The following is a 23,614-nucleotide window of genomic DNA, read 5'->3' as shown; positions in this document are numbered from 1 at the left end:
ATATTGCAGCCTTGCGATCGCACACGAATGGCCGACGCCGAGGGTCAACCGCTCACCAGAGGAAATTTCGAAATGAAGAACTCCGAAATCGCAGTTCGCAAGAACGACGCCATCTCGCGCGGCGTCGGCATGACCACTCAGATCTATGCCGCCAAGGCCGAAAACGCCGAGGTCTGGGATGTCGAGGGTCGTCGCTACATCGACTTCGCCGGCGGTATCGCGGTTCTCAACACCGGCCATCGTCACCCGAAGGTCATCGAGGCGGTGAAGAAGCAGCTCGATTGTTTCACCCATACCTGCCACCAGGTCCTGCCCTACGAAAACTATGTCGCGCTGGCCGAGCGCCTGAACAAGCTGGTTCCGATCGCCGGCCCGAAGAAGACAATTTTCGCCACGACCGGCGCCGAAGCCGTCGAGAACGCCGTCAAGATCGCCCGTTGCGCGACCGGCCGTTCGGCCGTCATCGCCTTTACCGGCGCCTTCCACGGCCGCACCTTCATGGGCATGGCTTTGACCGGCAAGGTCGTTCCCTACAAGGTCGGGTTCGGCCAGATGATGGGCGACGTCTTCCACGTGCCCTTCCCGATCGAACTGCACGGCATCAGCGTTGAGGAATCGCTCGACGTTCTCGACAAGCTGTTCAAGGCCGACGTCGACCCGAAGCGCGTCGCCGCGATCATTCTCGAGCCGGTTCAGGGCGAAGGCGGCTTCTACGAAGTGCCGCGCGCGCTGATGAAGGCCGTTCGCCAGATCTGCGACGAGCACGGCATCCTGCTGATCGCCGACGAAGTCCAGACCGGCTTTGCCCGTACCGGCAAGCTGTTCGGCATGGAAAACTACGACGTCCAGCCTGACCTGATGACCATGGCGAAGAGCCTCGCCGGCGGTTTCCCGCTGTCCGCCGTCACCGGCCGCGCCGAGCTGATGGATGCCCCCGGCCCCGGCGGCCTCGGCGGCACCTATGCCGGTAACCCGCTGGCGATCGCCGCGTCCCATGCCGTGCTCGACGTCATCGAGGAAGAAAAGCTCTGCGATCGCGCCAACCAGCTGGGCGGCCGTCTGAAGCAGCGCCTCGAAGCCCTGCGCGCCGACATTCCGCAGATCTCCGACATCCGCGGCCCAGGCTTCATGGTCGCCGTGGAGTTTGGTCAGGCCGGTTCGACCAAGCCGGATGCCGACCTCACCAACGCCATCCGCCTGAGGGCGCTGGAAAAGGGTCTTATCCTTCTGACCTGCGGCGTCTATGGTAACGTCATCCGTTTCCTGTCGCCGATCACCATCCAGGACGAGGTCTTCAACGAAGCGCTCGACATCATCGAAGCCTCGATCCGCGAAGTTGTGGGAGAAAAGAAGTAATGACCATTTCCAACATCCTGGCCTCGAAGCTGAAGGATGCCTCCCTCGCCACCGACAAGGCTCTTGTCGGCGACGAGTGGGTTTCGGCAGCCGCCAGCGGCAAGACCTTTGAAGTGACCAACCCGGCGACCGGCGACGTGATCGCCGTCCTTCCGGATCTCGGCAAGGCGGAGGTCGCCCGCGCGATCGCCGTCGCCGACAAGGCGCAGAAGACCTGGGCAAAGAAGACCGGCAAGGAACGCGCCGGTATTTTGCGCAAGCTCTTCGATCTGATGGTCGCCAATGCCGACGACCTGGCCACCATCCTGACGATGGAGATGGGCAAGCCCTGGCCGGAAGCGCGTGGGGAAATCCTGTACGGCGCTTCTTACGTCGAATGGTTCGGCGAGGAAGCCAAGCGGGTCTATGGCGACACCATCCCGGGTCACCAGGCCGACAAGCGGATCATGGTCATCCGCCAGCCGGTCGGCGTGGTCGGCGCCATCACGCCGTGGAACTTCCCCAACGCCATGCTGGCCCGCAAGATGGCCCCCGCCGTCGCTGTCGGCTGCGCCATGGTGTCGAAGCCCGCCGCCCAGACCCCGCTTTCGGCGCTGGCACTTGCCATCCTCGCCGAACGCGCCGGCCTGCCGCTCGGCGTCTTCTCCGTCGTCACCTCGACCGATGCCGCCATGGTCGGGAAGGAGTTCTGCGAGAACGACAAGGTTCGCAAGCTGACCTTCACCGGCTCGACCAATGTCGGTCGCATCCTGATGCGCCAGGGTGCCGACCAGATCATGAAGCTCGGCCTTGAACTCGGCGGCAACGCCCCGTTCATCGTCTTCGACGATGCGGACCTCGACGCCGCTGTCGAAGGCGCGATGATCTCCAAGTACCGCAATGCCGGCCAGACCTGCGTCTGCGCAAACCGTCTCTACATCCAGTCCGGCGTCTATGACGCCTTCGCCGCCAAGCTCGCCGAGCGCGTCGGCAAGATGAAGGTGGGTGACGGCTTTGCCGAAGGCGTGACGACCGGCCCGCTGATCGACACCAATGCCCTGAAGAAGGTCGAGGAGCACGTTGCCGACGCCGTCTCCAAGGGCGCCAAGGTGGCTCTCGGCGGCAAGCCGGCCGATCAGGGCGGCCTGTTCTTCCAGCCGACGATCCTCACCGGCGTCACCTCCGACATGAAGGTCGCCGTTGAAGAAACCTTCGGCCCGGTCGCGCCGCTCTTCAAGTTCGAGACCGAAGAGGAAGTCATCGAGCTCGCCAACAACACCGAGTTCGGCCTTGCCTCCTACTTCTACTCGAAGGACGTGGCCAAGATCTTCCGCGTCGCCGAAGCGCTCGAATATGGCATGGTCGGCATCAACACCGGCCTGATCTCCACCGAGGTCGCTCCGTTCGGCGGCATCAAGCAGTCCGGCCTCGGCCGCGAGGGCTCGAAGTACGGCATCGATGACTATACCGAGCTGAAATACATGTGCCTGGGCGGCATCGAATAAGCCTCAGACATTCAGAGCGATCCATCCCCGGCGCGAGCGCCGGGGATTTGTTTTGCCCTGTTGCGCAACTGAAAAGGCCCGGCGCCAATGGCGGCCGGGCCTTTTCACGAGATGGAAATGGACGCGAAAATCAGTTCTTCGCACGCTCGACGTAGGAATTGTCTTCGGTCGCGATGACGACGCGCGTGCCGGCTTCGACATGCGGCGGAACCAGCGTGCGCAGGCCGTTCGACAGGATGGCCGGCTTGTAGGAAGACGACGCCGTCTGGCCCTTGGTGACCGGTTCCGTCTCGACGATCTCGAGCGTCACGTGACGCGGCAGCTGGATGGCAAGCGCGATGCCTTCATGCATGGACAGGATGCAGGTCATGCCTTCCTGCAGATAGGCCTTCTGGTCACCCATGGTCTCGGTATCGACCACGACCTGGTCGTAGGATTCCGGGTTCATGAAGTGGAAGCCTTCGCCGTCCTCATAGAGGAACTGGAAGTTCACGTCTTCGACGAAGGCGCGCTCGACCTGCTCGGTGGTGCGCCAGCGTTCCGACACTTTCACGCCGTCGACAATGCGGCGCATGTTCACCTGGGTGACAGGCGTACCCTTGCCGGGATGGAAGTTTTCGGCGGTGAGAACGACATAGAGCTTGCCGTCCACATCGATAACGTTGCCCTTGCGAACCGAAGAGGCGATGACCTTGACCATTGGAATTCCTTGTAACTGCGAGGGTCCCGTCGTAAAGGACGACCCGCCGTCCCTGCTGACGTCTTTTTTGAAATTTTCCTGGGCGCAACTAACCCAAAATCGGCCAAATAGCCAGCCCGCGTTGCAACAAGGACCGAGAAAGCCGGAATGAACGATCGCCGCCGCTCTTCTGCCGCCTGGTGGACGCCTTCGGCCCATGCCGACCGGCGCCCTTTCCTGCTCGGCCGCAATGCCATCCAGTCGGCATTCCGTGGCTATTTCGCCGATCGCGACTTCATCGAGGTGGATACGGCGACCCTGCAGGTTTCACCCGGCAACGAGGCCCATCTGCACGCCTTTGCCACCGAAGCGATCGGCAATGACGGCGTAGCGTCTCCGCTCTACCTGCACACTTCGCCCGAATTCGCCTGCAAGAAGTTGTTGGCGGCAGGGGAGCCCCGCATATCCTGCTTTGCCCACGTCTACCGCAATCGCGAGCGCGGGCCGCTGCACCACCCCGAATTCACCATGCTCGAATGGTACCGGGTCGGAGAAGGCTACGAGGTCCTGATGCAGGACTGCAAAGCCCTTCTCGCCCTGTCCGCTGAAACGACGAAGACGCGCAGCTTCGCCTATCGCGGCCGGACCTGCGATCCCTTCCTGGAGCCGGAACGCCTGTCGGTGGCCGAAGCCTTCGAGCGCCATGCCGCGATCGACCTGCTGGCCTCGGTGGAGGCCGACGGTTCCACCGATCGGGACCATCTGGCAGCCGAACTGGGCAAGGCCGGCATGCGGGTCGCCGATGACGACACCTGGGCGGACCTGTTCAGCCGCGTCATCGTCGAGAAGGTCGAACCGCATCTCGGCTTCGGTCGTGTCACGATCCTCGACGAATACCCTGTCTGCGAGGCGGCGCTGGCACGCCCCTCCGCCAGGGACCGGCGCGTTGCGGAGCGGTTCGAGCTCTATGCATGCGGCGTCGAACTCGCCAATGCCTTCGGTGAACTGACCGACGCCGGCGAACAGCGCCGTCGCTTCGAGGCCGAGATGGCGGAAAAACAGCGCGTCTATGGCGAGACCTATCCGCTCGACGAGGATTTCCTCGGCGCCCTTTCGATCATGCCGGACGCCTCAGGCATCGCCCTTGGCTTCGACCGGCTGGTCATGCTGGCAACGGGTGCCCTGCGAATCGATCAGGTGATGTGGGCACCGGTGGCGGAGACGTCGTTGTGAGCACCATGGGCCTCCGCAATGTCGAAGACCTGATCGCCGCCGGCCTTGTCACGCCGGATGAACGTGTTGCGCTCGAGCGCGTGGCTTCGAAATATGCGATCGGCCTCACCCCGACCGTGGAGTCTCTAATCGACAGGTCGGACCCGGCCGACCCGATCGCCCTGCAGTATCTGCCGACGGCGGCGGAACTGATCGAAACGCCCGACGAACGGGCCGATCCGATCGGCGATCACGTCCACAGCCCGGTCGAGGGCATCGTTCACCGTTATCCCGACCGCGTACTGCTGAAGGTCGTGCATGTCTGCCCGGTCTATTGCCGTTTCTGCTTCCGCCGCGAAATGGTCGGGCCGCAGGGCGACGGCAACCTGCCGCCGGCAGAGCTGGAAACGGCCCTCGCCTATATTCGTTCCCATACCGAAATCTGGGAAGTCATCCTGACGGGCGGCGATCCGCTGATCCTGTCGCCCCGCCGCCTGCGGGAGATCATGACAGCGCTGGCGACGATCCCGCATGTGAAGATCGTGCGCATCCACAGCCGCGTCCCCGCCGTCGATCCGGCGCGGATCAATGGCGAGCTGATCGATGCCCTCAAGGCCAGCGGCAAGACGACATATGTCGCGCTGCACGCCAACCATCCGCGCGAAATGTCTAAAACCGTCCGGGATGCCTGCACCCGGCTCGTCGATGCCGGCATCGCCATGGTCAGCCAGAGCGTGCTCTTGAAGGGCATCAATGACGATCCGGACGTGCTCGCCGAACTGATGCGCGCCTTCGTCGAGGCAAGGGTTAAGCCATATTACCTGCATCACCCGGACATGGCGCCGGGAACTGGCCATTTCCGCCTGTCGATCGCCGAGGGCCAGGCGATCATGCAGGCCTTGCGCAGCAAGGTCTCCGGCCTCTGCATTCCCACCTATATCCTCGATCTGCCGGGCGGCCACGGAAAGGTGTCCATAGGCGACGGCATGCTGAGCGAAATCGAGCCTGGACGCTATGCTGTCACGGATCGCAATGGCGATATTCACCACTACCCCTAAACCCGAAAATTTTCCCGATTTCGCGCTTTTTGCCGCGCCGCGGAACTCATATGCCCTTCGTTCCGGCATCCGTTGACAATCATCAGCGTCGCTCAGTTTTCCTTAACTACGGCATTTAGCGGAATCTTATGCTTTCGCGCATAAGAAATTACCCAACATTTTGGAAGAATAGCATCCGGGAAGGGTAAGTAGATGAACGAAACAATTCGGACTTTGCTGGCGAAACTCGGTGGCCTGCCCGTCTCCGTCGACACCGTCGCCGACGACGCCGATCTCTATGCGGCTGGCCTCTCCTCGTTCGCCTCGGTGCAACTGATGCTCGGTCTCGAGGAAGCCTTCGACATCGAGTTCCCGGACCACCTGCTGAATCGCAAGTCGTTCGCCAGCATTGGCGCGATCGAAGCCACCGTCAAATCCATTCTCGAGGATAGAAAGGTCGCCTGATGGACCTCTCCACTAAACCCCAGGAAGCGCACCTGAAGGCCCGCGCCATTCGGGTCGCCACGGTCGCTGCGGCCTATGCCGACGACGTCGACAAGGTGGGACGTTTTCCCCGCGAAGCGATCGAGGAAATGAAGGCCGTCAAACTGATGGGCATCATGATCCCCGAGGAACTGGGCGGCGAAGGCCTGTCCACCTCCGAGATCGCGGAGGTCTGCACCATAATCGGCCAGGCCTGCGCTTCGAGCGCGATGATCTTCGCCATGCACCAGATCAAGGTCTCGAGCCTCGTGTCGCACGGGCATGAAGCCGAGTGGCACCGCGAATTCATGCGCCGGGTGGCAGCGGAACAGCTGCTCCTCGGCTCGGCGACGACCGAAGCCGGCATCGGCGGCAACATGCGCAACAGCATCTGCGCGATCGAAGTGAAGGAAGGCCGCTGCACCCTGGAGAAGGACGCGACCGTCATCTCCTACGGCATCGACTGCGACGCCATCCTGATCACCTCGCGCAGCCACAAGGACGCGGCCTCGTCCGACCAGGTGATGACCGTCTTCCTCAAAGACCAGTACACGCTCGAGCACACCCAGACCTGGGACACGCTCGGCATGCGCGGCACTTGTTCCGACGGCTTCATCTTCAAGGGCGAAGCACCGGCCGAACAGATCCTTCCGCAACCCTTCGCCGAGATCGCCGCCCAGTCCATGCTGGCGAGTGCCCACCTGCTGTGGAGCTCGCTCTGGTACGGCATCGCGGTCGATGCCTTCGCGCGTGCCCAGAACTTCGTGCGCGCCGCTGCCCGCAAGGCACCCGGCACACAGCCGCCCGGCCTCGTTCAGCTTGCCGAGATGTCGAGCCAGCTGCAGGCGATCCGTGCCAATATCGTCAACGGCCTCCAGTCCTTCGAGGCGGCCCGCAAGGATCAGGACCGCCTTTCGTCGATGGGCTTCGCCGTGGCGATGAACAACGTGAAGATCGCATCCTCGGAAATGATCCTGCCGGTCATCAACCAGGCCATGCGGATCTGCGGCATTCTCGGTTACAAGAACGGGACGCCCTACAGTCTCGGCCGGCATCTCCGCGATGCCCATTCCGCGCAGCTCATGATCTCGAACGATCGCATCCTGGCGAACACCTCGAACATGCTGCTGGTTCATAAACAGGAAACAGGTTTGCTGGGGTGAAGCCAATGGATATGCAGACGAGCTTTCTGGACCGCCTCTTCGAGAGCGGCCTGCTGATCGAGACCGGCGTCGACGGCCTTTATGGACGCGGTGGCCGCTTCGAGGATGTGATTGCCGCCTTCGAGCGGCTGATCGACCGCTACGGCGCGGCCGACGGTGCCGAAGCGATTCGTTTCCCGCCGGGCATGAACCGCGCCTATTTTGAAAAAAGCGGCTACATGAAGAGCTTCCCGCAGCTGGCCGGCACCGTGCACAGCTTCTGCGGCAACGAACTCGACCATGTCAGCCTGCTGAAATGCATGGACGCAGACGAGGACTGGACGGCCGAGCAGAAGGCGACCGACATCGTGTTGACGCCGGCGGCTTGTTATCCGCTCTATCCGACGATCGCCAAGCGCGGCAACCTGCCGGAAAAGGGCGGGCTCTACGACCTGCAGTCCTACTGCTTCCGTCATGAGCCTTCCAACGACCCGGCCCGCCAGCAACTGTTCCGCATGCGCGAATATGTCTGTATGGGCAGCCAGGACCACGTTACCGACTTCCGCCAGATATGGATGGATCGCGGCGTGAAGATCATGGCCGAGGTCGGCCTGCCGGTCGAGATCGACGTCGCCAACGACCCGTTCTTCGGCCGCGCCGGCAAGATGCTCGCCAACAACCAGCGCGACCAGAACCTCAAGTTCGAGCTGTTGATCCCGATCACCTCGGTCTCCAATCCGACGGCCTGCATGAGCTTCAACTATCATCAGGACGCCTTCGGGTCGAAATGGGGTCTGAACCTCGCCGATGGTTCGGTGGCACACACCGCCTGCGTCGGCTTCGGCCTGGAACGCATCGCGCTCGCGCTCTTCCATCACCACGGGCTCGACGTCGACCAGTGGCCTGCATCGGTTCGCGCCGCACTCTGGGGCTGATCCGGTGACGCCTGCGGTCTTTCCCGGACTGGATCCGGCCACCTACAAGCCCCATGCGCTGCATGCGAGCGAACGCATGTGGCCGGAAACCAACTGCTATGTCGACCTGTGGATCGAGGTGCTGGCGACGCTCGGCCTCGCGCCCGAAGCCATGCTCGGCTTCACGCTGACCCAGGACTTCGAGGGCGACCAGCTGACCTTCTTCAAGGTGCCGCTGGAAGACCTCGAAGATCTGTACGGTATCCGCGTCACGGAACTGGCGATCTTCGACACCGTCGAGGCCCATGTCGCCCAGCAGATCGCGCGTGGCCGGCTATGCCTCGTCGAGATGGACAGCTATTTCTTGCCGGACACCCGCGGCGTCGGCTATCGCCAGGAGCATGGAAAGACGACGGTCGCCATCAACCGCCTCGACCTTGAAGGCCGGACGATGGACTACTTCCACAATGGCGGCTTCTTCCGCGTCGAAGGAGAAGACTTCGACGGGCTTTTGCAGCACCATTTGCCGGAAGGCGCCCTGCCCTTCCTGCCCTACACCGAGTTCGCCAAATTTCCAGCCACAAGGCCCTCGGGCGAGCACCAGCGCGAAACCGCCCGGCGCCTGCTGAAGCGGCATTTTGCCCGCCGTCCCGACGCCAATCCGATTGCCGCCTTTGCCGAAGTCTTCCCGACCCAGGTCGAGGCGATCGCGGAACGGCCCTTCGGTTATTTCCACACATATGCCTTCAACACGCTGCGCCAGTTCGGCGCCAACTTCGAGCTTCTCGCCAGCCATCTGGCCTGGCTTTCGCCGTCGCAATTCGAAGAAGCCGCCGCGCACGCCCTGAAGATCTCGGAGACGGCCAAGACCGTTCAGTTCCAGCTGGCCCGTGCGGTGACGCGGAAAAAGTTCGATCCGTTGCGATCCGCTCTGGACCCGGCGGCCGAGGCTTGGGACAAGCTCGTCGGAGAACTTGGCAAAAACCTCGCCTGAGGAGGCATGATGACGGGCCTGACCACTTACCTCGCAGCGGACGAACGCCCGCTGGAGCACGGCTGGACGCTGCTCGTCACCGAAGCGGGTCGTTATGCCGGCCCGAACGAGGTCCATCGCCCCGCCGCCCGCATCTCGGCACCGGTTCCCGGCACGGTGGCTTCTGCGCTGGCAGCCGCCGGCCTCTTCGACCGGGAAAGACCGCAGCCGCTGCACGACAAGGACGCCTGGTATTTCCGCTCGCTCGAAGGCGAAGCGGAAGGCCCGGCGATCCTGCGTTTCGCCGGCCTTGCGACCATTGCCGAAATCTACGTCAACGGCGAGCTGCGCCTCACCTCGGACAGCATGTTCGAGGCCCATGATCTGGATCTCGTCCTCACCGGCCGCGACGAGATCGCCATCTGCTTTAGAGCCCTTGCACCCCATCTCGACAAGCGCGGGCCCCGGGCACGTTGGCGCCCCCAGATGATGGACCACCAGGGCCTGCGGCTGATCCGCACGACGCCGCTCGGCCACATGCCCGGCTGGTGCCCCGAAATCCATCCCGTCGGGCCTTATCGGCCGATCAGCCTGATACGCCGATCCAGCCACGCGATTTCCGATCTTGCCGTCCGCGCCGGCCTCGACACGGACGGCACCGGTCGGCTTTCCGTTTCCTTCGTACTGGAGGGAGAGGTCAAGGGCCTCAGCCTGTCCTGCGCCGGTCGCGAAACCCGGCTTCAGCTCAACGACGACGGCAGATGGACCGCCGAGCTCGCCCTTCCCGCCATCGAGCCCTGGTGGCCGCGCACCCACGGCGAACCAAAACTCTACGATGCGCGTCTGACGCTCGACGGCCGGCCGCATTCGCTCGGCCTCGTCGGCTTCCGCCGCATCGAGATCGACCGGGGACCGGATGGACGCGGCTTCGGCCTCGTCGTCAACGGTGAAGCGGTCTTCTGTCGCGGCGCGGTCTGGACCAATGCCGATATCCTGCGCCTGCCCGGCACAGCGGAAGACTATGCGCCCTGGCTGACGCTCGCCGCCGAGGCCGGCATGAACATGATCCGCATCGGCGGCACGATGACTTATGAGAGCGCGGATTTCTTCCGCCTCTGCGACCAGTTGGGGCTTCTCGTCTGGCAGGACCTGATGTTCGCCAATTTCGACTACCCGACCGCGGACGAGGTCTTTGCCGCGAAGGTCGATCGTGAGGTCCGCCAGTTTCTAGACGCAATCCAGGGCTCCCCCTCCCTCGCCATTCTGTGCGGCGGCAGCGAAGTCTATCAACAGGGCGCCATGCTGGGCCTGCCAGAGCGCATCTGGAAGACGTCGTTCTACGATGAGACCCTGCCGTCGCTCGCGGCCGAAACCCGCCCGGACGTGCCCTTTGTGGCAAACTCTCCCTCTGGGGGCGCCATGCCGTTTTCGCCCAATGAAGGCGTCACTCACTATTACGGCGTCGGCGCCTATTGCCGGCCATTGGAGGATGCGCGCCGGGCTGAGGTTCGCTTTGCCGCCGAGAGCCTGGCCTTTGCCCATGTGCCGCAGCAGGCGACGCTCGATGCCCACCTGCCTGTCGCCCCGGTCCACGACCCGCGCTGGAAGACCCGCGTCCCCCGCGACCGCGGCGCATCCTGGGACTTCGAGGACATCCGCGATCATTATCTCCAGGACCTCTACGCGCTCGACCCGTGCCGGCTAAGGCGGGAAGATCCGACCCGTTACCTCGATCTGTCGCGCGCCGTCACCGGCGAAGTCGTGGCCGAGACCTATGCCGAATGGCGCAGCACAGCTTCGACTTGCAACGGAGCGCTCGTCTGGACGCTGCAGGATCTGGCGCCCGGTCCTGGCTGGGGCGTGATCGATTCGACCGGCGAACCGAAACCGGTCTGGTATGCGCTGAAACGCGCCTTCCGGCCCGTGCAGGTCAACCTCACCGACGAGGGCACCAACGGTCTAGACGTCCATGTGCTGAACGAGACGGCCGGCAACCTCGAGCTTGTTCTGGAACTGGCCTGTCTCCGCGACGGCAGCCAGCCCGTCGTCAGCGGGCGGCGTTCGTTGACCGTGCCGGCACGAGCCGCGCTTCGCCTTCCGGCGACCGACCTGTTCGGCGCCTTCTTCGATACGACCTATGCTTTTCGCTTCGGCCCCCCGTCCCATGACGTGACAGTCGCCCGACTGACAGATGCCGAAACCGGCCGCCTTGTCGCCGAGGCCTGGCATTTTCCGCTCGGCCGGGACGAGGCCATGCACGATGCCGCTATCGAGGCTCGCGTCGAAGAGGTGGATGGCCGCTGGGTTCTGCTGCTGTCGACGCCGACCTTCGCACAGTCGGTGCATGTCGAAGTCGAGGGCTATCGCTCCGAGGACGACTGGTTCCATTTGGCGCCGGGTACGGTGCGCCGCATCGCTTTGTCCCCGCGAGACGACACTGCGGCGGGCCTGAAGCCGACCGGGACCATCACCCAACTGGGTTCGCGCCGCCGCATCGCCTTCTGAAACGTCTTCCCCCGGCTCATTCGCCCGGCGGAAAGCGCCGGGCCATGTCGATCAAGGCATTGAGGTAGGCACGCCGCGCCGGCGCCGGGGTAAAGTTGTGGTCGGCTTCCGGGACGATGGACAGTCGGGCGTTGGGATAGCGCCGCAGGCCCTGCCCCTTTGGACTGAAATGCTCGGCAAAGTGCTCGAAACCGACATCGTTCTCGCTGTAAAGCAGATAGAGCGGCATCTTGCGCTCGGCGAGCGACTGGAAGGATTTGCGGACCTCCGCATATTCGCCGCCGCTCCCCGGCAGCATCTGGAGAATCGGCGTGGCCTTGCGCGCGACACGACGCCAGAACGCCCGACCCATGTTGCCGATCGCCCGCTTTACGTCGACGCGCCCCTGCAGAAGCCGGCGAAACGTCTCCGGCTGGAACAGCTTCTCGCGGTAGACGTCAAGCGAGCGCGGCATGTAGCGAAGGGATTCGTCGATGTCGCGACCCGGCTGCCAATGGAAGACGAAGGGATTGACGGCAACGGCACCGGAGATGCGTTGGTCGGCGACTGCGCTCTTGAAGGTCAGGTATCCGCCGCTGCAGCGGCCGGACAGCACCACCGGTGTAAGGTCGCGCCGTGCCAGGAAGTCCAGCGCCGCCCGAACGTCGTCGATCTGGCTGTCCTGGTAGAGCACCTGGTCGGGCACGCCGGGCACTGGCGGGCTATCGCCGATATTGGCGCCGTCGAAGCGCAGGCTCGCGACGCCGGCGGCCGCAAGGTTGCGCGCCATGATCACGCTGGAACGTCCCCAGCCGGCATGGCGGTCATAGGCCGTGCCGAGGATCAACACGGTCGCACCGCTGCGGGGGCCGAGCGGTTCGCACAACATGCCGTAAAGGCGTCCACCGTCACCGAAGTTGACAGGCGTCTCGCGGAAGTCCGAACCGAGTAGGCTTGGCTCGGACGGTTGCCGTTCAACGGGCATCGGCGCGTCGGCGGGCAGCTCCGCCGCGACAGACCCGATCCAGTCGAGCACGACCTTGCGGATATCGTCCGGCATGGTGGAGATGGCCGGGTTTGAAATGAATTCGTCGTAGCCGGTATAGTCGGCCTCGCGCACATCGACGCCCATCGCCGTCAGCTGTGCGGAAAACTCCGTATCCGCCGGACGGTCGGCACGCTTGACCACCAATGCCCGGGGCGCGGGACGATGCGTCAGAGCCGTGGAATTGAGCTTGCGAAAATCGGCCGCGATCTCATCGGGCATTCTCAGCCCGGCGATCCCGACGCCGTCGCGCAGTCGATGCTCCTCGGGAATGCCGAGGCCTTCGTCCACCATGCGCGCCCAGATCTGCATCTCCCGCAGGAAGGCCCGACCCGACGTGACAGGGGCAAGGCAGGCGATTGCCGCGAGCCCCTCGATGCGCTCGGCAACGCGGACGGCAAGAGCGGACCCCAGACCCTGGCTGACCACGATGATGTTCAGGCAACCCGACTGCCTGCGCAATTGCTGCGCCGCCTCGACCACACAGTCCTCCCAAATCGAAAGCCCGCCCGCATAGTCGTCGCGATCCAGCGCGTCACCGGTGCCGGGATAGTCGAAGCGCAGGCTCGCAATGCCTTGGTCCGCCAGAGAATCGGCCACGACCCGCCAGAACTTGCGCATGCACATTTCCTCGAGCCCCCAAGGGCTGACGAAAAGTACGCCGGTCGCCGTGGCCTTCCCCCCAGCCGGCATGAACAAGCCGACCGTGTCGCAGAATGTGACCGGCCGCGCCGCCGCAAAGGTAGCGAACGGTGCAGATGGCCGGATCTCGGATTTTGTCAGTCGAGTTTCCATGGTTCCCCCAGTGCGCGAGCGCGTCAGCTGTCCCCTTCGAACGATGCAGGTTTTACAAGCAGAAATCCGAGCAGCCGGTTGCCGGCAGCGGCGGCGCGCGCCGGAAGGCGCGCGATCAGATCCTCGATCGGTGCGTGGTCTTCCACGGGAATTGCCGCCAGCAGTCGCAAGGCGACGAAATAGACCACCGCGCCGCATACGATCGACACGATCAGGCCCAGCACGCCGCCGATCAGATGCAGAACAGCATAGGCGGCGAGCCCGCACAACAGGGCGGCGGCGGCGACCTTGCCGACGGTGCGGTACATGCGCGAGAGCGAACCCTCGAACTGCATTCCACGCATCATGAGAACGGCCATCACCAGGAAGACGAAGAAGCGAACTACGGCCGCTCCCTCACCACCGAATGAGGGCACGACCAGCAGTGAGCCCGTCACCATGATAACGGCACCAAACAGGCCGATCATCAGCCGGTCCTTGATGCGGTCGAGGGAGAAAAGATATTGCGTGCAGATCATGCCGAGAACGAACACCGGCGCCACCAGCGCGAGAATGACCAGCATCGGGCCGCTGGGCGCAAACGCCTCTCCGAACACGACGGTGACGAGTGTCGGGGCGATGGCCGCGAGTCCGAAGCTCAGCGGCAAGGTGATGTAGCCGATGCTCCGTACCACACCTTCGAACACGGCGATCGGAAGCCGGTCGGTGTCGTGCAGCTTCAGTTTTTCCGAATAGTAGGGAACGAGGCTGCCGGTCAGCTGGACGGGCAATTGCAGGGCGAGGTTGGCCAGCGACAGCGCGGCCGCATAATAGCCGACCATTTCGACGCCGTGCGAGCGCTCCAGGAAGAACAACTCGATGCGGTTCAGGAAGATCGAGTCGACGATGTATTGCACCGACAGAATGAGCGAGGAACTGACGAGATAGCGCGGGGCGATGCCGCAGGCATTGGTGCGGCTCTTCAGGATGCCGAGCGAATAGAAGAACTGCGGCACGAAGCCGAGGATGTAGCCGCAGATCGCTCCGGGAATACCGAAGACCAGCGCGCCGGCCAGAACGCCGGCGAACTGGAGGATGCCGGCAATCACCGACATGCGGAAGAAGGCGGCGACATCCTGCTCGCCCAGCATCACATTCTTGGTGAAGGAGCCGATCGACTGGACGAAGATGAGGATGCCGGTCAGCAGAACGACGAGCGGGGCCGTTTGCGCCCAGTGCTCCTGCTCGGCCACCCAGAAGGCGAGGAAATAGAGAATGGTGACGACCACCGTCGCCAGCACGACCGGGCGAAGAAGATAGGCGGCAAAGCCGCGCCGCGCCGCATCGTCATGTCCCTGTACCTTCAGCTGCGGCAGAAGCCGAAGCAGGATGACGCCGGTTCCCAGCTCCGAAATCAGCGCCGCGGTGACCGCAAGCCAGAGCGAGAAGGCAATGATGCCGTTGGCCTCGGGGCCGAGCAGGCGGGCGGTGATGATCGAGCAGACGAAACCGATCAGCAGCAGGGCGAGGCCGGCTGCGGCATTCAAAGCTGAATTGGCGACGATGCGCTTGACCATCAAGGATACTCTGTTTGAACGCGGGTAACCCAAGCCATTAAGCCAACGAGTGCCGTTGCCTGTCCGTATGGGACAAGCCTTAAGGTTTCATTCGCACGCATGCCCGTGCGTCCTGCGCCCGTGCCACCGCCGGTCATTTCACGTCCTTGTGATCGAAAAGCAGTTGCACCGCCTCCTGCCAGCTGCGGATCGATGCGGTCTCGATCATTGTCCGGTCGAAGGTCTGGGCATGCCGGAACGACGAAACAATCGACGCGTCGTCGCCCGGATCATAGGCACAGACATGGTCGCGCCCGCCGGCCGCGAAAGTGGGGGCCACGATCGGCAGGCGGCAGTAGCTGTACTGGATCATCTTTAGGCTGGACTGACTGAGATAGTCGGCACCGTCGCTGCGCCTGTAGGGGGCAAGTCCGATATCGGCAGATTTTATGAAGGGCACGATGGTCTCGAAAGCCACTTCGCCATGCACCACGATGTTGGCGCGCCGCTCCGACGGCAGCGCCTTTTTCCCGAAAAGGTGGAAGGTCCAGTCCGGATAGGCGGCGGCCAGAATGTCGATGACCCGCGCGTCGAACAGCATGTCGCCGACGCTGACGGCATTGCGGGGCGCGGCATAGGGGCTTTCCGTCGCCCTGTCGAAACTGTCCTTGGCGATCCCGTGCGGCAGATAGAGGAGCGGCGCGTCGTCGGAGAAGTCGGCGCGCATCGCTTCGGCCATGATGTGGATCAGGTCATAGTCATCGATACCCTCGGCGAGAGCCGCCTCGACGCAAGGGTGAACCCGGATCGTCTTCAGGCGATCGGCCGCATGATAGATGATGCGGGCTGCCGGAGCCGCCTGCCGGATTCTGCGGGTAAGCAGGGGTGGCGGTCCGCTTTCAATCAGGATGTGGGTATAGCTCGCCATCCTATCCATGACCGCCTTCGGCAACAACCGGTCGTAGAGCCGGAAGAGCGGCGCGCTCAGGGCGTTGAGCAGCGGCAGCTTGAGGTTCATCGGGTGGAAGGGCGCATACCAGAGAAACTCCTCGACCCCCTCGCCCACAAGGTTCCAGCGGTTGAGCGGCCGCTGCCGGGCATAGGCGAAGCGCCCGTCCTTGAGAAAGCGGCTGAGAAAGCTGAGACGGCAAGCGAGGAAATCCACGTGATCGCCGCCGGCGCGCAGCGCATCGGCCATGAAATGCAGGTCGACTTTGCGGGGTGCCTCGGCAAAATGGTGTCCGGTGACGATCAGCACCCGGCGCTTCGAACCGGCGATCGTCATGCGGACAGGCTCCGCGGCTGAGGCGCTTTCCCCTTGCCGAGCGCCTGGCGATAGACGTCAATGTAGCGGTCGGCAACGCTCTCCCAGGCATGGACGGATGCTGCCGCCATCATCTCGGTGCGCTTGCCCAGCGGATCGGCCAGCAGTGCCTGATAGGTCTGCTCGATGTGTGCGGCGCTGTCTTCCGGCCGCGAGAAATCGGCAAGCGAAATGCCCGGATGCTGCCCCGCAAGCACCTGATACGCATCGTTCGGATGAAGCACCGGCACCAGTCCGGCGCTCATCGCCTCGACGGCGACCAGGCCGAAGCCTTCATATTCGGAAGCGGAAGCAAACAGCGAGGCCTGCGCGATCAGGCGGCACACCGCGTCATTGTCGACACCGATATGCAGCGTGACATGATCGGCCAATCCACGCCGGGCAATCTCGCTGCGCAAATCTTCTTCGCTAAGATCGGACGGAGAGCCGACGACGTCGAGATGCCATTCGGACGAGAGTGCCGTCAGGACCTGCATGGCGTCGAACAGGCGATCAAGCCGCTTGTTCACCGAAAAACGGCCGATCGTGATGATCCGGCGCTGAGGGGTGGTCGAGGAGAGAGCGGCGAACTTTGCCGTATCGACGCCATTTTCGACCAAAACCGCCCGCTGGGCGGCAATCTGCGAGAACAGTGCCATGTCCGAACGGCTGCAGCACAACAGCGCGCGATAGGCGAGCGCCGACAGGCGCGTCACCGAGCGGAACCAGATCCGCTTGATCGCCGCATATTTCGGTGTGTGGAAGAAGCCGCCATGCGTCGTCGCCACCATCGGCTTGCCGTGAAACGGCCGCGTCCAGGCCAGCGCGTCGAAGAAGAAATCAATGCCGTGAACGTGGATGAGATCGGCATCGCCGATATGGCGAAAGACACCCGGCGCCAGCGGATAGCGGGTCGAACCCTTCCACGGGATGCGCACGACCTCGACGCCATCGATGACCTCGTGCTCCGGCAGAACACGATCGCGGGACTGGAACAGGCGGTCGAGCGTGACGACGCGAACGCGAAAGCCGCGCCGCATGAGCAGCCGGCTGAGATTGGCGACGACATCTTCGAGGCCGCCGCGGCCAGGGGCATACTGGCGCACCACCTGGACGATCAGCGGGCCATCGCCGGCTTTCCGGTCGGCAACCGTATCCGGTCGATCGAAGTTCTTCATTCTTCACCTGCAGGCGTCGTTCATCGGCGCGGGTAAGACCCAATTGAGACGGTCCATAGATCAGCGCAAACTCTTAAAATCGGGTTTGTCCGGCGGTTTTCGCCGATATCTTGCAGCGTCAAGGTTAACGACCTTGGATACACTTGTTCAGAACTCGTTAACCACGATCTGCGAAGGTCGTTTCGATGGGAACTGTCCGACCGGCCCTTGCCCAACGGCCCAAACACAGTCCGACGGCAGTCTTCCATTCACGCGGACACCTCGCATTCACCGTGAGCTTTCCGGACGATTGACGCATCAGAGAAACATGGCCGGCCAGCGGTTCTGGGCAGGAAAATGGACATCGACATTTTTCAACTACCGGCAATCTTGAAGCGACGGATCCACTACGTCGTGATCGCCGTCGCCCTGTGCGTGGCGATCGCGTCGGTCTATGTCCTGCAGTTGAAGCCCACGTTTTCGTCGACCGCGGAGATGCTGCTCGACCCGCTCGGGCTTGCCGCCGAGAGCGCGGACGGCAAGGGCAACGGCAATTCGGCCCAGCAGGACCAATCCAATCTCGACAGCCAGATCTACGTCATGCAGTCGCGAGGCGTAATGAGCGACGTGGCGCGCAAGCTCGATCTCATCGAAGATCCCTTCTTTGCGCCGAAGAAATCGACTTCGGCCAAGCCGGTCAGCGACGCCGATCGTGTCATCGCGGTAGCGGAAGCCATGAAAACCCACGTGACCATCGAGCGCGCGGGTCAATCGCTGGTCTTCACCATCTCCGCCGAACATCCGGATGCCGGCAAGGCCGCCGACATTGCCAATGGGGTGGCCAATGTCTACCTGCAGCAGTTGGATCAGGCGCGCGGCGATGCAGCGCGCCGGGCGAGCAATTCCTTCCAGGTTCAGGCGAGCGAGCTTCGCGACCGCGTTCTCAAGGCGGAGTTGGCGGTCGAAAAATTCAAGTCCGAGAACGGTCTCGTCAGCACCGGCGAGCAGGGCCTGGTCATCGACCAGCAGGTGCAGGGCATCAACGACCAGCTGATCGCAGCGCGCGGTACCGAGGAACAGCAGCAGACGATCTATGAGCAGGCCAAGAACCTGACCATGAGCGCCATCGAAGCCGGCGCCATCCCGGAAGTGCTGCAGTCAACCTCGATCGGCCTGCTGCGGGACCGCTATGCGGAACTGCTCGACAAACGCACCCAGCTCGCGACCAATCTCGGCGCCAACCATCCCCAGCTCAGGGCCATCAATTCCCAGGTCGCCAACATGCAGCAGTCGATCGAGGCGGAGCTTGCCCGCGTGCGCCAGTCGATGCGGGTCAACTACGAGCGCGCCGCCGCCAACACCAAGGCGCTGACCGATCGGCTGCAGAACCTGACCAAGACGAGCTTCGACAGCAGCGCGGCGCAGATCAAGATGCGCCAGCTCGAAAGCGAAGCCGACGCGGTCCGCGCCATCTACAAGACGTTCCTCAGCCGGGCGGAAGAACTTGCCCAGCAGCAGTCCGTGAACATGAATAATTCGCGCGTGATCACCGCGGCCGTGCCGATGCCCAAGTCGTCGCTCAAGCTGAAGCTGATGATCCTGGTCGCGGCAGGCCTGTTCGGAACCGTGCTCGGCAGCGGGCTTGCGGTGCTCAGGGAGCTTCTTTCGGGCGTCCGCAAGCCGGAGCAGTCGGCACTCGAGCGGGCAGGCCTTCCCGTCATCTCCCGCATCGCCACGGGATCTCCGGTCGTGGAAGAACCGCCCTCACGCCTGCGCTCGCTGTTCGCCTTCGGCCGCAAGCCTGCTCCGGCTGCCCCGGCGCCGCAGGGCGACGGCATAAGGCAAGCCGCCCGCGCCTTGCGCGACGCGACGGCCGGACAACAACCGGCGACGGTCCTGTTCATTTCCGCCGGACACGTCCCGCAGGCAAGCGGCATCGTCGCCGACATCGTTCATGCGCTGATCGACGCGGGCCTCGGAATTCTCTATGCACCGGGCGCCATCGCGGAGACCCGGACCCGCCTGCGTTCGGGGTCGTCGCCAAGCCTCGCGGCCGCCCTTGCCCGGGACGAGACCATCGCCGCAGCCCCGCTGTCCGATCTTCTGAAGTATGAGAGTTTTCCGGCAATGGCTCAGCCTTCGCGCCCGGGTCGACCCACGCTGTCGCGCTATGTGGACAAGGCCCGCCAATCGGACACCGACCTGATCGTCATCAATGCCTGCCACACGGCCGCCGCCGAGCACCTGCCGCTACTGATCCAGAGCGCCGATGCCATCATCGTCGTGGTCGAACCGGCAACCGTCACGGCCGCCGACATGGACGCAACGCTGGACACGGTCGGCTACGCGCGCGATCTGGTCCTCGGCACAATTCTGGTCGAGACGCCGTGATGCAGGGCGGTGGTGACCTCCGATTCAGGGGACACGCGGCCATGAAACCGACGAGCGCGCATTCCGCGGCCGATATCAGTCCCGCTCCCTGCGATGGCGCCGTCGACCGGGTTCCAAGCGCGGCCCTCGATACCCTGCGCCGCCAGCTCGCCACCATCGCCGTGCTTGGCGGCCTGACGTTCAACGCCTTCCTCTGCTTTCTCAACACCAATGTGATGGGGATCCGGGAAAGCCACGTCATGCTGTTCGAGATGGCACTGATCGGCTGCGCCTATCTCGCAGCGCTCAGCCGCCGCATCGACCTCTATCTCGTTTCGGCATTCTTCCTGAGCTACATGCTGCTGCTCTTCGCCCTGCGCGGCGAGATCGACCTCAAGGCCGTGCGCGACGTCCTGATACCGATCGGCTTCTATTTCATGGGCACCCAGGTTTGCGACATCAAGCTCGCCGACCGCCTGGTGACCATCTCGATCGCCGTCGTTCTCGCTTTCGGCCTGTTCGAATATTTCCTCACCGAGCTCTATCTCGATTTCTTCAACGTGCTCGGCTATTTCATCGCCCGCGGTTCGCTGACGCTTGAAGATACGTTCGGTGCCACCCGCGGCCTGTTCATCAGCGGCCTGCGCCCGGAACCGCGCACGTTGCTGTCCTTCCTCGGCCAGCACCGCGTATCCTCGGTCTTCCTGGAACCTGTCTCCGCCGGCAATTTCGGCGCGATTGTCTTTGCCTGGGCGCTTTTTCGCACCAACATGCGCTATCGCTTTGCCGTCATGGCCGCGGCGATCGCCACGGTGGTGCTGGCCGATGCCCGCTTTGGCTTCTACACCTGCATCCTGATGGCGCTGATGCTGCCCTTCTACCGGCTGGTGGCAAAGCCGGTCTGGATGGCGCTGCCCTTTCTGCTGCTGGCCCTCATCGCTGTCTACGGGCTGGCCACCGGCACCGACGGCGGCGCCAACGACATCGCCGGGCGCTTCAAGGTGACCGCCGCGATCCTGACGCGCCTCGACCTGCCGGTCGTGCTCGGCATCGCCACCACCGACGAGTTCACCGCCGACTCCGGCCTGGCCTACACCTTGACCAAGTTCGGTCTGTTCGGCTTCGTCGCGCTATGGGCCGCGCTGGTCTTCGCCCCGTTCAAGGACGCGAAGGCCTGGTCCTTCCATTCCATGGTGCTGATCTATCTCCTGTTGCTGATGATCATCAGCAACTCGTTCTTTTCGATCAAGACGGCGGCACTGCTATGGTTCGTCCTCGGCACGGCCCATTGGGTCGACTGGTCGACGCTAACCTCGCGACCGGCCGCCTCCGCCAACCCGGAACCGATCCGCAGGAGCCGCTCAGGGCCTCTCGAGCGCAGGACATGAAGAGCCGGACGCGGAAAAATCCTTGAGCGCCGGCGAAAGCCCCTTGATCTGTGCCCGGTCGCCCTCCTCAGTCGGCTGGATGTTGAGCGCTTCGCTTTCCGGCCACCAGTCACCCGCCACCCAATAGGCCCAGCCGACCCACAGTTCGCGGCTCCCCTCGACCACGGCGACCATGTCGGCGAGCGCCGCAACGCAGGCGGCGTCCTTCGGCACGCCGAACTCGCCGAGGTAACCCCGCTTGCCATTGGCGCGCAGCCAGCGGGAAAACGTCTCGATCGCCGCCACGCCGTCCGCAGCGCGGCTACAGTTCTCCTTGGTTCCGGAGAAGTCATCGTCGAAATACTGGTGCACCTCGTAGGCAAAATTGTCGACGGGATCGACGACGCCGAGCATCACGTCGCCGTTCGGCGTGCCGTAGCCACCGCCTTCCCAGCTGTGGGCTCCCGTCCAGGCCGTGCCCGGAACGAGGACGAGATTGTCGGCGCGCTCGCCGCGGATCCGCGCCAGAGCGGCATTGGCCGCATCGAGCCATTGTTCGGCCGGCATATCATGCGGCTCGTTCATCAGGCCGAAGGTTATGTCCGGCTGATTGGCGAACTGGCGCGCCAGACGGCCCCAGAAATCGGCAAAGTCGTCGCTGCTGACCGTATCCGATCCAATCACCCCGTCGTGGTAACGCGCATAGTTATGCGGATCGAGGACAACCCGCAGCCCGGCCGCCCTCAGCTTTTCGACGCTCTCTTTCAGCCGGCCCAGTTCGCCTGGCTCGAGCTCGCCGCGCAGTTGGGGCTGAAGACGCTCCCACAGGAACGGCAGTCGAACCGAGGTGAAGCCCTTCTTGGCAAAATACTCGATCGTCTGATCGGAGGGGAAAGTATAGTCCGTGCCCGCGACACCGCCCTGCTTGCCGAACTCGGCGCCCGACAGGTTGATGCCGCGAAAGCACGGCTCGGCAGCCTGTGCCGGCCCTGCCAGGAGGCCGAGGAGGGCAAGCATTGTCCCGACACGCTTTGTGCGTTCGGATGAGGGCTCGAAGAGGCAGGAAGACTGAAACATGCGAGCCATGGTAACCTTTCGCGTTCGGTGCCCACAGGTTAATGACTGCCGCGCCGCCCGGTCAACCGATCCGATCGCGCCGCCCATTCATCGCGCTCTTTGGTGACGACGGGGATACGCAGATGAAAGGCGCAATGGGAACGGAGTTTTCCGGCCCTGTCCCTAAGCTTGATGCCAATGGGTGAAGCGAGCATCGCCAATGCGCACCGAAACGCCGATCTTTCCGGCGCGTCGTGACTGCGATAAGACAGCGGCGTCACCCCCCGGGACGAGGAAAAGGTTGAGACTATGACGAGCTATGTACTGACGGTATCCTGCAAATCCACCAGGGGCATCGTGGCTGCCATTTCCGGCTATCTGGCCGAGCAGAGTTGCAACATTGTCGACAGTTCCCAGTTCGACGATCTCGACACCGGCAAATTCTTCATGCGCGTCAGCTTCATTTCCGAAGGCGGCATCAAGCTCGACAAGCTGGTCGAGGGTTTCAAGCCGATTTCGGACAAGTTCGGCATGATCAGCGAGATCCATGACGCCGCGCATCGCGTGAAGGTGCTGCTGATGGTGTCGCGCTTCGGCCACTGCCTGAACGACCTGCTCTACCGCTGGAAGATCGGCGCCCTGCCGATCGAGATCGTCGGCGTGGTTTCGAACCACTTCGATTACCAGAAGGTGGTCGTGAACCACGACATTCCCTTCTACCACATCAAGGTGACCAAGGATAACAAGCCGCAGGCGGAAGCGCAGCTTCTCGGTCTGGTCGAACAGACCGGCACCGAACTGATCGTGCTGGCCCGCTACATGCAGGTCCTCTCCGACAATCTGTGCAAGAAGATGTCGGGCAAGATCATCAACATCCACCACTCCTTCCTGCCGAGCTTCAAGGGCGCAAACCCCTACAAGCAGGCTTTCGAGCGCGGCGTGAAGCTGATCGGCGCCACCGCCCACTATGTCACGGCGGACCTCGACGAAGGCCCGATCGTCGAGCAGGACGTCGCCCGCATCACCCATGCCCAGAGCGCCGACGACTATGTCTCGATCGGACGCGACGTGGAAAGCCAGGTGCTGGCGCGGGCGATCCACGCCCATATCCATCATCGCACCTTCATCAACGGCAACCGGACCGTCGTCTTCCCGGCGAGCCCCGGCTCCTACGCTTCCGAACGCATGGGCTGAACATGCCTGAAAGCGCCCGCCTTACCCG

The 23,614-nt window shown here is 63.4% G+C and carries 18 protein-coding genes; 12 read left to right on the top strand and 6 right to left on the bottom strand.

Going from position 1 to position 23,614, the window contains the following annotated elements:
• Positions 1-72: 72 nt before the first annotated feature.
• Both L867_RS0117255 and L867_RS0117250 read left to right on the top strand, forming a co-directional pair.
• Complete coding sequence (locus tag L867_RS0117255) at positions 73-1,356, top strand: 4-aminobutyrate--2-oxoglutarate transaminase (RefSeq protein WP_028738038.1); 1,284 nt, start codon at positions 73-75, stop codon at positions 1,354-1,356.
• On the top strand, positions 1,356-2,840 hold the full coding sequence (locus L867_RS0117250; RefSeq protein ID WP_028738037.1) for an NAD-dependent succinate-semialdehyde dehydrogenase: 1,485 nt from the start codon (positions 1,356-1,358) through the stop codon (positions 2,838-2,840). Before L867_RS0117255 ends, L867_RS0117250 begins: the two co-directional genes overlap by 1 nt.
• Before the next feature lie 130 nt (positions 2,841-2,970).
• Here the strand turns inward: L867_RS0117250 and efp are convergent, their stop codons facing one another.
• Complete coding sequence (gene efp, locus L867_RS0117245) at positions 2,971-3,540, bottom strand: elongation factor P (protein WP_028738036.1); 570 nt, start codon at positions 3,538-3,540, stop codon at positions 2,971-2,973.
• Between the two features lie 147 nt (positions 3,541-3,687).
• On the opposite strand from efp, the gene epmA reads away from it, so the two are divergent.
• The 7 genes from epmA (at position 3,688) to L867_RS0117210 (ending at position 11,785) form a co-directional block, all read left to right on the top strand.
• Positions 3,688-4,752, top strand: coding sequence for an EF-P lysine aminoacylase EpmA (gene epmA / locus L867_RS0117240; protein WP_028738035.1), 1,065 nt, complete (start codon positions 3,688-3,690; stop codon positions 4,750-4,752).
• A 5-nt stretch (positions 4,753-4,757) separates the two neighbouring features.
• Complete coding sequence (locus L867_RS0117235; protein ID WP_181141539.1) at positions 4,758-5,789, top strand: lysine-2,3-aminomutase-like protein; 1,032 nt, start codon at positions 4,758-4,760, stop codon at positions 5,787-5,789.
• A 192-nt stretch (positions 5,790-5,981) separates the two neighbouring features.
• Positions 5,982-6,233 carry an acyl carrier protein gene (locus tag L867_RS0117230; protein WP_028738033.1) on the top strand — a complete coding sequence of 84 codons (252 nt, stop codon included), beginning with the start codon at positions 5,982-5,984 and terminating at the stop codon, positions 6,231-6,233.
• On the top strand, positions 6,233-7,414 hold the full coding sequence (locus tag L867_RS0117225; RefSeq protein ID WP_028738032.1) for an acyl-CoA dehydrogenase family protein: 1,182 nt from the start codon (positions 6,233-6,235) through the stop codon (positions 7,412-7,414). Before L867_RS0117230 ends, L867_RS0117225 begins: the two co-directional genes overlap by 1 nt.
• 5 nt (positions 7,415-7,419) lie before the next feature.
• Entirely contained in the window at positions 7,420-8,328 is a 909-nt protein-coding gene (locus L867_RS0117220; RefSeq protein WP_028738031.1) for an amino acid--[acyl-carrier-protein] ligase, read from the top strand.
• 4 nt (positions 8,329-8,332) lie between these two features.
• On the top strand, positions 8,333-9,301 hold the full coding sequence (locus L867_RS0117215; protein WP_028738030.1) for a DUF1839 family protein: 969 nt from the start codon (positions 8,333-8,335) through the stop codon (positions 9,299-9,301).
• Between the two features lie 9 nt (positions 9,302-9,310).
• Entirely contained in the window at positions 9,311-11,785 is a 2,475-nt protein-coding gene (locus L867_RS0117210) for a glycoside hydrolase family 2 protein (RefSeq protein WP_028738029.1), read from the top strand.
• 16 nt (positions 11,786-11,801) lie between these two features.
• Here the strand turns inward: L867_RS0117210 and L867_RS0117205 are convergent, their stop codons facing one another.
• From L867_RS0117205 to L867_RS0117190, 4 genes are all read right to left on the bottom strand, one after another.
• Positions 11,802-13,430: an alpha/beta fold hydrolase gene (locus tag L867_RS0117205; protein ID WP_232363957.1), complete on the bottom strand. Its 1,629-nt coding sequence runs from the start codon at positions 13,428-13,430 to the stop codon at positions 11,802-11,804.
• 197 nt (positions 13,431-13,627) lie between these two features.
• Positions 13,628-15,160: a lipopolysaccharide biosynthesis protein gene (locus L867_RS0117200; protein WP_028738027.1), complete on the bottom strand. Its 1,533-nt coding sequence runs from the start codon at positions 15,158-15,160 to the stop codon at positions 13,628-13,630.
• 133 nt (positions 15,161-15,293) lie between these two features.
• The gene (locus L867_RS25600; RefSeq protein WP_051439054.1) at positions 15,294-16,424 is read right to left on the bottom strand and encodes a GumK N-terminal domain-containing glycosyltransferase; all 1,131 of its coding nucleotides are present in this window, start codon (positions 16,422-16,424) and stop codon (positions 15,294-15,296) included.
• Complete coding sequence (locus tag L867_RS0117190; RefSeq protein ID WP_028738026.1) at positions 16,421-17,620, bottom strand: glycosyltransferase family 4 protein; 1,200 nt, start codon at positions 17,618-17,620, stop codon at positions 16,421-16,423. The genes L867_RS25600 and L867_RS0117190 overlap by 4 nt, the downstream gene beginning before the upstream one ends.
• A gap of 336 nt (positions 17,621-17,956) precedes the next feature.
• On the opposite strand from L867_RS0117190, the gene L867_RS0117185 reads away from it, so the two are divergent.
• The gene (locus L867_RS0117185; protein WP_028738025.1) at positions 17,957-19,990 is read left to right on the top strand and encodes a GumC family protein; all 2,034 of its coding nucleotides are present in this window, start codon (positions 17,957-17,959) and stop codon (positions 19,988-19,990) included.
• A gap of 41 nt (positions 19,991-20,031) precedes the next feature.
• The gene (locus L867_RS25595; RefSeq protein WP_051439053.1) at positions 20,032-21,357 is read left to right on the top strand and encodes a hypothetical protein; all 1,326 of its coding nucleotides are present in this window, start codon (positions 20,032-20,034) and stop codon (positions 21,355-21,357) included.
• On the opposite strand, the gene L867_RS0117175 is transcribed toward L867_RS25595, so the two are convergent.
• A complete protein-coding gene (locus L867_RS0117175) occupies positions 21,331-22,353 on the bottom strand; it encodes a glycoside hydrolase family 5 protein (protein WP_051439052.1) in 1,023 nt (340 codons plus the stop codon). The two genes, L867_RS25595 and L867_RS0117175, sit on opposite strands and share 27 nt — an antisense overlap.
• 348 nt (positions 22,354-22,701) lie before the next feature.
• On the opposite strand from L867_RS0117175, the gene purU reads away from it, so the two are divergent.
• Complete coding sequence (purU, locus tag L867_RS0117170) at positions 22,702-23,586, top strand: formyltetrahydrofolate deformylase (protein WP_028738023.1); 885 nt, start codon at positions 22,702-22,704, stop codon at positions 23,584-23,586.
• The last annotated feature ends 28 nt before the right edge of the window (positions 23,587-23,614 follow it).

The sequence above is a fragment of the Paenirhizobium selenitireducens ATCC BAA-1503 genome, from assembly GCF_000518785.1.
Classification (GTDB): domain Bacteria; phylum Pseudomonadota; class Alphaproteobacteria; order Rhizobiales; family Rhizobiaceae; genus Allorhizobium; species Allorhizobium selenitireducens.
This window is presented reverse-complemented; position numbering and strand designations above follow the sequence as displayed.

What these genes read in the sequence shown, in the direction of transcription:
- L867_RS0117205 (WP_232363957.1), bottom strand. Translation starts at nt 13,430, where the DNA reads ATGCGCAAGTTCTGGCGGGTCGTGGCCGATTCTCTGGCGGACCAAGGC.
- L867_RS0117255 (WP_028738038.1), top strand. Translation starts at nt 73, where the DNA reads ATGAAGAACTCCGAAATCGCAGTTCGCAAGAACGACGCCATCTCGCGC.
- L867_RS0117250 (WP_028738037.1), top strand. Translation starts at nt 1,356, where the DNA reads ATGACCATTTCCAACATCCTGGCCTCGAAGCTGAAGGATGCCTCCCTC.
- L867_RS0117225 (WP_028738032.1), top strand. Translation starts at nt 6,233, where the DNA reads ATGGACCTCTCCACTAAACCCCAGGAAGCGCACCTGAAGGCCCGCGCC.
- L867_RS0117235 (WP_181141539.1), top strand. Translation starts at nt 4,758, where the DNA reads ATGGGCCTCCGCAATGTCGAAGACCTGATCGCCGCCGGCCTTGTCACG.
- L867_RS25600 (WP_051439054.1), bottom strand. Translation starts at nt 16,424, where the DNA reads ATGACGATCGCCGGTTCGAAGCGCCGGGTGCTGATCGTCACCGGACAC.
- L867_RS0117175 (WP_051439052.1), bottom strand. Translation starts at nt 22,353, where the DNA reads ATGCTTGCCCTCCTCGGCCTCCTGGCAGGGCCGGCACAGGCTGCCGAG.
- epmA (WP_028738035.1), top strand. Translation starts at nt 3,688, where the DNA reads ATGAACGATCGCCGCCGCTCTTCTGCCGCCTGGTGGACGCCTTCGGCC.
- L867_RS0117200 (WP_028738027.1), bottom strand. Translation starts at nt 15,160, where the DNA reads ATGGTCAAGCGCATCGTCGCCAATTCAGCTTTGAATGCCGCAGCCGGC.
- purU (WP_028738023.1), top strand. Translation starts at nt 22,702, where the DNA reads ATGACGAGCTATGTACTGACGGTATCCTGCAAATCCACCAGGGGCATC.
- L867_RS0117190 (WP_028738026.1), bottom strand. Translation starts at nt 17,620, where the DNA reads ATGAAGAACTTCGATCGACCGGATACGGTTGCCGACCGGAAAGCCGGC.
- efp (WP_028738036.1), bottom strand. Translation starts at nt 3,540, where the DNA reads ATGGTCAAGGTCATCGCCTCTTCGGTTCGCAAGGGCAACGTTATCGAT.
- L867_RS0117210 (WP_028738029.1), top strand. Translation starts at nt 9,311, where the DNA reads ATGACGGGCCTGACCACTTACCTCGCAGCGGACGAACGCCCGCTGGAG.
- L867_RS0117185 (WP_028738025.1), top strand. Translation starts at nt 17,957, where the DNA reads ATGGACATCGACATTTTTCAACTACCGGCAATCTTGAAGCGACGGATC.
- L867_RS25595 (WP_051439053.1), top strand. Translation starts at nt 20,032, where the DNA reads ATGAAACCGACGAGCGCGCATTCCGCGGCCGATATCAGTCCCGCTCCC.
- L867_RS0117230 (WP_028738033.1), top strand. Translation starts at nt 5,982, where the DNA reads ATGAACGAAACAATTCGGACTTTGCTGGCGAAACTCGGTGGCCTGCCC.
- L867_RS0117220 (WP_028738031.1), top strand. Translation starts at nt 7,420, where the DNA reads ATGGATATGCAGACGAGCTTTCTGGACCGCCTCTTCGAGAGCGGCCTG.